Source organism: Synechococcus sp. R55.7, from assembly GCF_047461955.1.
Lineage (GTDB): Bacteria > Cyanobacteriota > Cyanobacteriia > Thermostichales > Thermostichaceae > Thermostichus.
Map to the genome: position 1 here is coordinate 1 of NZ_JANSIC010000101.1, position 5,270 is coordinate 5,270.

The following is a 5,270-nucleotide window of genomic DNA, read 5'->3' on the forward strand; positions in this document are numbered from 1 at the left end:
CTCGACTGCTGTTGCCGGCAGACGATCTTGCAGATGCGGCCTGGTTGGGCAATGGGCGAGGGCCTTGGGGGGTCATGGTCACCTCGGAATCAGGGCAATAAAGTGAACGCGGGCAGTTCGCTCATCTCGGAAGTAGCGCTGGCCCACCTTGAGATCTTGGGGATGGCTGAGGGGCTTGGGAAAGCGGGTTTCTCGATTTTGGGATCCGTACAGGTCGGCTGCGTGATCCTCCCACCGCCACTCTCCCGGCAGAGGGATAAAGGAGTCCGGGGGAGCTTGGATCCCCAGATACAGCAGATCCCAGCCGTGGGGGGTGCTTTTCCAGCGCAGTTCCCCTTGTTGGGAGAAAACTTGCCCCTCTGGACAGACGGGATCCGCCGGGATCCCCACCTGAATGCCGCTGACTCGATGGGGCCAGCGCAGAAAGGAGTAGGTTTTTTCAGAAGTGGAAAAACAAGCCGAGAGCACTTGGGAAAGCGAGGACTCTGCCCCATCTTGAATCTTGAGGGAGGCGACGTAGGCTGGTTTCATACGGCTTTGGCCTCCGCTTGCAGGAGTTTGGCCCAACTGTTTACGGCGGTGGCGAGCAGATGTTCCACCTTGGCCTCAGACGTCTGATCCCAGGTCAGCCGCGCCCCAAATCCCAAAGGCATTGGCTCCGCTCCCACCGGCACCGCTTGGCAATCGGGTTTGGGGAAGCCGTATTTGCCTGCCTCTTCGGGGGTTAAAAATTCGCCCGCCCCCAACAGGGATCCCTGTGGCCAGGTCAGGGGGGATCCCAGCAGTCGAATCTGCTCGTTTGCCTCATCCACCAGGCAGCCCGGATAGTCCACCACCGCCCACTCGTACTCAACCCGAACGGTGCCCATGCCGCGGGACTTGGCAAAGCCGATGCCAAACCAGCCTTCATCCAGATCCCGCAACGCCAGTCCCAGCAGACCCAGTTGGGCCAGGGTAAAGTTTTTCAGGTGGATCTTGGTTTGAAAGGATCCCTCTACGCACACTTGATAGCTGAACGGCCCCACCGCCACTGAGCCGAAGACGCGGTCGATGGCCACCCCATTACGTTCCTCCAGGCGCAGAGGGGTTCCCGGCTTGGGATAGGCATCTTCGATGCGGACCCGGCTGGCGATGGCTGTGTTGCCGAACATCTGATCCGTAAAGGAAGAAAGGGCGTAAACCTGGTGGGGCTCTTCAATTTTTTCCAGCCATTGATTGGCCTTTTGGTCGAGGGGATCGCTGGCCCAGAGTTTGAAGCCTCCCCCCTCAGGACGTCTGTCGCTGCCCACCGTTCGGACGATGCGCTCCGCATGGGCGCGAATTGCCCCTTTGAGGGAGCTGCCGGGAAAATAGACCGTTCGCCCGCCGCCGTGATAGGTTTCGACGAACTCCATATCCGGCTTCGTCGGGTCAGCCCCTTCTTTGCCCGCCTTGATGAGAACAGGGCCATCGGGCTTGAGGGCGAGGCAGAGGGTGCAATGGTTAACGTAGCGTTTGTGCATAGCCTGGGATCCTTCACACCAGAACAGGAGCTTTTGGTTGAGGGGCTTGGGGCGGCAAGCAGTCTGTCCAGTTTGTCAACCGATAGGGGTGGAAAACGCTGACCGTATCGCCAACCGTTGTAGAGTCCATGAAGACCATCGGGATCCCTCCTGACATGAAATAGGGCTAGCGGCGGGGGCCGACCGATTGCCGTTGAGAGGCCGTTGTTAATTTGGCAACCAGGGCTTCCACCCAGTCTTGGCGCAAAGCGGCAGCCTGCTCCGGGCTGAGCGGCTGTCGGGATCCGGCCACCAGCTCTTGAAGGTAGGCCAGCAGCCGTCTTGGATCCCCTTCCGAGTCGAACCAATAGATTGCCGAGATCTGCAGGCGGACAACCCCCAAGCCACGGGAGCGCCCCCCTCCCAGGGGGATCTGTTCCGTTTCCAATTGGTGCAGGCCAATGGCCAAGAGGCCCAGTTCCCATTCCTCGGCATTTTCGACGACGGCATGAAACCGGAAGGGGGTGCTGGCAGGCACCACTTGCAAGTCGTACAGCTTGCCATCTGCCGCCGTTTCCGTATCCCGATCGATGGCCACGCCATCCCGCTCTTGGTACTGGCCAAACCAGGCTTCCGGAACCACGGGCAAATCTCGGATCTGCACCTTGCCGGCCAACCAAGGGGATCCAAACACCTGCGAGACCCAGTCGGTGGCCTCAATGAGCTTTTGAGTCAGAGCCGCATCGTCCCCTTTGTAGTCATTTTTAATTTGGTTGATGATCTGAAATTGCTCGCTGCTGGTCAATTCGCCGGGATCCCTGGCCAGCTCTGGGTTGATGCCCCGCAAGAAACTTTCCAGGCGAGAGCGCATCGCCCCCTTCAAACTGGAGCCGGGAATGAGCGGACGGCCCAGCGCATCCTTGAGAACCGGCAAATCCGAGCCGATGGGTTCGGTGGAGCGGCCCACCCCGATGTGCAGAGCGGTCACGGTGGTGAGGGTGCCGGTGATTTCCAAGCGGTTTTTGAAAACGTCGAACATTGTTCCCTCAAATGGCTGCTCAAGTTAAGGCTTGTACTGCAGAGGTTTGCCATTCCCGAAGCGAGACGGAGCCCTTAATAAAACTCAAGAGGATCCCTAGGATCTGAGCAATTTCTGAGATAAAGTACTCCCTGTCATCGATAAAGAGTTGGTCACCCTCGAGTTTTGCAAATCGCCAGTTGGTTCCTGAGGTTACTGCTCCATAGACACTGTCTACTTGAGAATTGGAGTTCTTGTTAAAGACCTGTGCCCCCACCATACCGGCAACGCACTGGCCCAGACCCCCGATCAAGTCTTCTTTTTTGGCCTCAACGATAATCACCACCGGATCTTGAATGTAGAGTTGGAGAGGGGATAGGCAAATGATGTAGTCGCATAGGCCCACCAACCCCCTCTCGGGATCCACGTTGAATTCCTTGCCGGAAAACAGCGAGATTTGATCCCGACATAGGTACTTCACCTCTCCCAGCACAGGGGCGATGATAAACTCGGAGCGGGCTTTTTCGCTGTTGACCGAGGTGGCCAAGCCGAGATAGCGATCTAGGGTTATTTTCAAGTAATCGGAGCACTCAGTCGGTGGAACCTCTGCAAACAGGCCATGGATGATTCTTGACCTGAGCTGAAAGGTCGAAATGGCTCTCTCAAGGGTAAAACTGCTGTAGGTCACGGTCTAGGATCCTCCTCCCTCTCGCTTGTACTTGAGGTAGCGGGCCCCATAGCCCAGGTAGCGCCGAATCAAGTCAATTTTGATCTCGTTGACTTTGGGGGATGCTCTTTCAATTCCGGCTTCCCTGGCGATGGCTATAGCCCTTTGATGAATCCAGTTGTCGATGTCTTTGATGATGGCTTCTGCCAAAGAGTCTTTGCCCCGCCCCCACTTGTCATCGCGCCCCACCTGGTAGCGCAAAAAGTTCTTGATCACCTCTGAGCTTTCGGTGGAAGCTGCCACGTGCAATAGGTTGCGATATTGGGCCTCTTCCAATCTGTTGAGACCTCTGAAGTTATCCAAGGCGGCTTGAATTCTGGCGACCAGATCATCTTCGGCCAGCCGGATTTGCCGTTGGATCTTGAGCTCTTGTTCCGATGTGATCTCGCTGGTGGCGAAGGTCATAGCGGGTTCTCCCAGAAATGATGATGGAACGGACTGCAAACTTCGATTTGGCCGAATCCTTCAGCAGTGCGTTCGCCAATCCCCCAGTATTCCATCTCCGCCAAAATCGGGATCCAACGCTCCAGTTGCGTGGTGCTCAGCAGAAAGACGCTGCCCTGCGTGGTTACCAATTCTACATCTTTGAACAGACCCCAGGCAGCGTTCCAGCCGGAGACATAGGCGTAGCTGCTGAAGGCCAGCTCCAAAGCCAGGGATCCATCTTCGCAGTTGGCCTCTTCCTGGAGCATCTGGGGGGTGAGCACGGTGGTGCGTTGCCAGCGCTCTTTGAGAATGGCCCCTGACTGCAGCCCAATGGAGAAATACTGCCGCTCCGGCGGAAGGGGCTGCCAGGGATCCCCGAACACCTGCCATTGTTGCCAGCGCTGCCGCAGCTTTTGGTTGAAGGCTTCCACCCGCTGGGCCAGGGAAGGCCGGGGAGCAGCCAGACGCCGAGCCGTGACGTTGACCCGGCCCAATCCCCGCGACACCCCTCCTCCCAAGCGCAGCAGGTGGGCGTGGGCGTTGAGGTAGCGGGTGAGGGTCTCGGCCAGCTCGGGATCCCGCAGGTAGATGTAGCCGCTGAAAAGGGAGCGCTCCAGATGCCCATTGGGGCGGGCTTTGCCCTCGTTCATCACCTCTAGGCTGTAGAGGATTTGGTCGGCAGCAGTGGCGCGGCGACGGTTGATCCCCACCCGCGTGAGCAGGCGTTTGGACACAGCAGCTCGTTCGTAGCGGGGCCCCAGGTCAGACTCCTGCTGGCTGTAGAACCCCCCGAAGGGCTCCACTCTTCCCCCGGAACCGTCCGGCTCTGTGGGATCGAACGGGATCCCCAGCCGCTGTGAGCAGAAGCGATCCAGGAGCGTGTCGAACACCCCCGTTTTGCCCGCCTCTGAGCGGAAGCCGGGATTGTTTTTCGAGCTGAAGGCCGTGGCCGGCAAGACCTTGCTGCCGGATCCCGGATAGGCGTGGGTAAACACAGCAGGCCGAGCTGCCGTAAACAGGGCGGCCAAATCTCCTTCCAGCGCCTCGGCAGGGCGATGTTGGGTTTGGCTGAGCATGAGGTCGGCCAGAGCACCGCGAATCACGCTGCCGGGAATGTAATCCTGGGCCTCGCTGATGGAGCCGCCCGGCTTTTGCCGACCGATGGCCAAGGGAGACTGAGCCGTTAGGGTGAGTTGAATGGCTTCCATCAGCTCCCTCCCTGGGCCAAGAAAGCCCAATCGGCTGCGGTGGGCTGGAGAGCCTGCAGGGATCCAGGATCCCAGTGCAGCCAGCCCAAACCTGCGGATTTGCTGCCCCCCAGCGCGATCAGGTGGTGCAGGGCCGCCAACAGGAGAGTTTTGCCCCAGGAAGGGCAATCGGGCAAAAGCTGCAGGGATCCGGAAAAAGTCAGCTCAGCCGCGGGAGAGGTCTCAATGAGGTAGAGCCGCTGATCCTCGGCGGTGCGGCGGCGGCGGTTGAGGGTGACCCCAGGGCGAAGGGTTGGTTCCAGAGCTGCTGGCGGCACCTCGCAGACGAGATCCTCCACCCACAGGCGGGCAGGCAGGGCCGGATTGCCGAATATCTGGCAGACCAGACAATGGGATCCGGCGTAGCCCTC

General features: G+C 59.1%; 7 protein-coding genes. All 7 read right to left on the reverse strand.

The window, feature by feature from the left end; all coding sequences use genetic code 11:
* Window positions 1-78: 78 nt before the first annotated feature.
* On the reverse strand, window positions 79-531 hold the full coding sequence (locus NW820_RS06980) for a hypothetical protein (RefSeq protein WP_011432237.1): 453 nt from the start codon (window positions 529-531) through the stop codon (window positions 79-81).
* The gene (locus NW820_RS06985) at window positions 528-1,502 is read right to left on the reverse strand and encodes an RAMP superfamily CRISPR-associated protein (RefSeq protein WP_414407073.1); all 975 of its coding nucleotides are present in this window, start codon (window positions 1,500-1,502) and stop codon (window positions 528-530) included. The genes NW820_RS06980 and NW820_RS06985 overlap by 4 nt, the downstream gene beginning before the upstream one ends.
* 166 nt (window positions 1,503-1,668) lie before the next feature.
* Complete coding sequence (gene csx7, locus NW820_RS06990) at window positions 1,669-2,520, reverse strand: CRISPR-associated RAMP protein Csx7 (RefSeq protein ID WP_011432239.1); 852 nt, start codon at window positions 2,518-2,520, stop codon at window positions 1,669-1,671.
* 19 nt (window positions 2,521-2,539) lie between these two features.
* On the reverse strand, window positions 2,540-3,187 hold the full coding sequence (locus NW820_RS06995) for a hypothetical protein (protein ID WP_414329367.1): 648 nt from the start codon (window positions 3,185-3,187) through the stop codon (window positions 2,540-2,542).
* A gap of 3 nt (window positions 3,188-3,190) precedes the next feature.
* Window positions 3,191-3,631, reverse strand: coding sequence for a hypothetical protein (locus NW820_RS07000; RefSeq protein WP_414344023.1), 441 nt, complete (start codon window positions 3,629-3,631; stop codon window positions 3,191-3,193).
* Complete coding sequence (gene csx10 / locus NW820_RS07005; protein WP_414344022.1) at window positions 3,628-4,860, reverse strand: CRISPR-associated RAMP protein Csx10; 1,233 nt, start codon at window positions 4,858-4,860, stop codon at window positions 3,628-3,630. The genes NW820_RS07000 and csx10 overlap by 4 nt, the downstream gene beginning before the upstream one ends.
* Window positions 4,860-5,270, reverse strand: a 411-nt coding sequence (locus tag NW820_RS07010; protein ID WP_414407074.1) for an RAMP superfamily CRISPR-associated protein, incomplete at its 5' end; no start/stop codon positions are given. The genes NW820_RS07010 and csx10, both read right to left, overlap by 1 nt.

Coding starts and splice junctions, on each gene's coding strand:
- csx10 (WP_414344022.1), bottom strand. CDS start 4,860: ATGGAAGCCATTCAACTCACCCTAACGGCTCAGTCTCCCTTGGCCATC.
- NW820_RS06980 (WP_011432237.1), bottom strand. CDS start 531: ATGAAACCAGCCTACGTCGCCTCCCTCAAGATTCAAGATGGGGCAGAG.
- NW820_RS06985 (WP_414407073.1), bottom strand. CDS start 1,502: ATGCACAAACGCTACGTTAACCATTGCACCCTCTGCCTCGCCCTCAAG.
- NW820_RS07000 (WP_414344023.1), bottom strand. CDS start 3,631: ATGACCTTCGCCACCAGCGAGATCACATCGGAACAAGAGCTCAAGATC.
- csx7 (WP_011432239.1), bottom strand. CDS start 2,520: ATGTTCGACGTTTTCAAAAACCGCTTGGAAATCACCGGCACCCTCACC.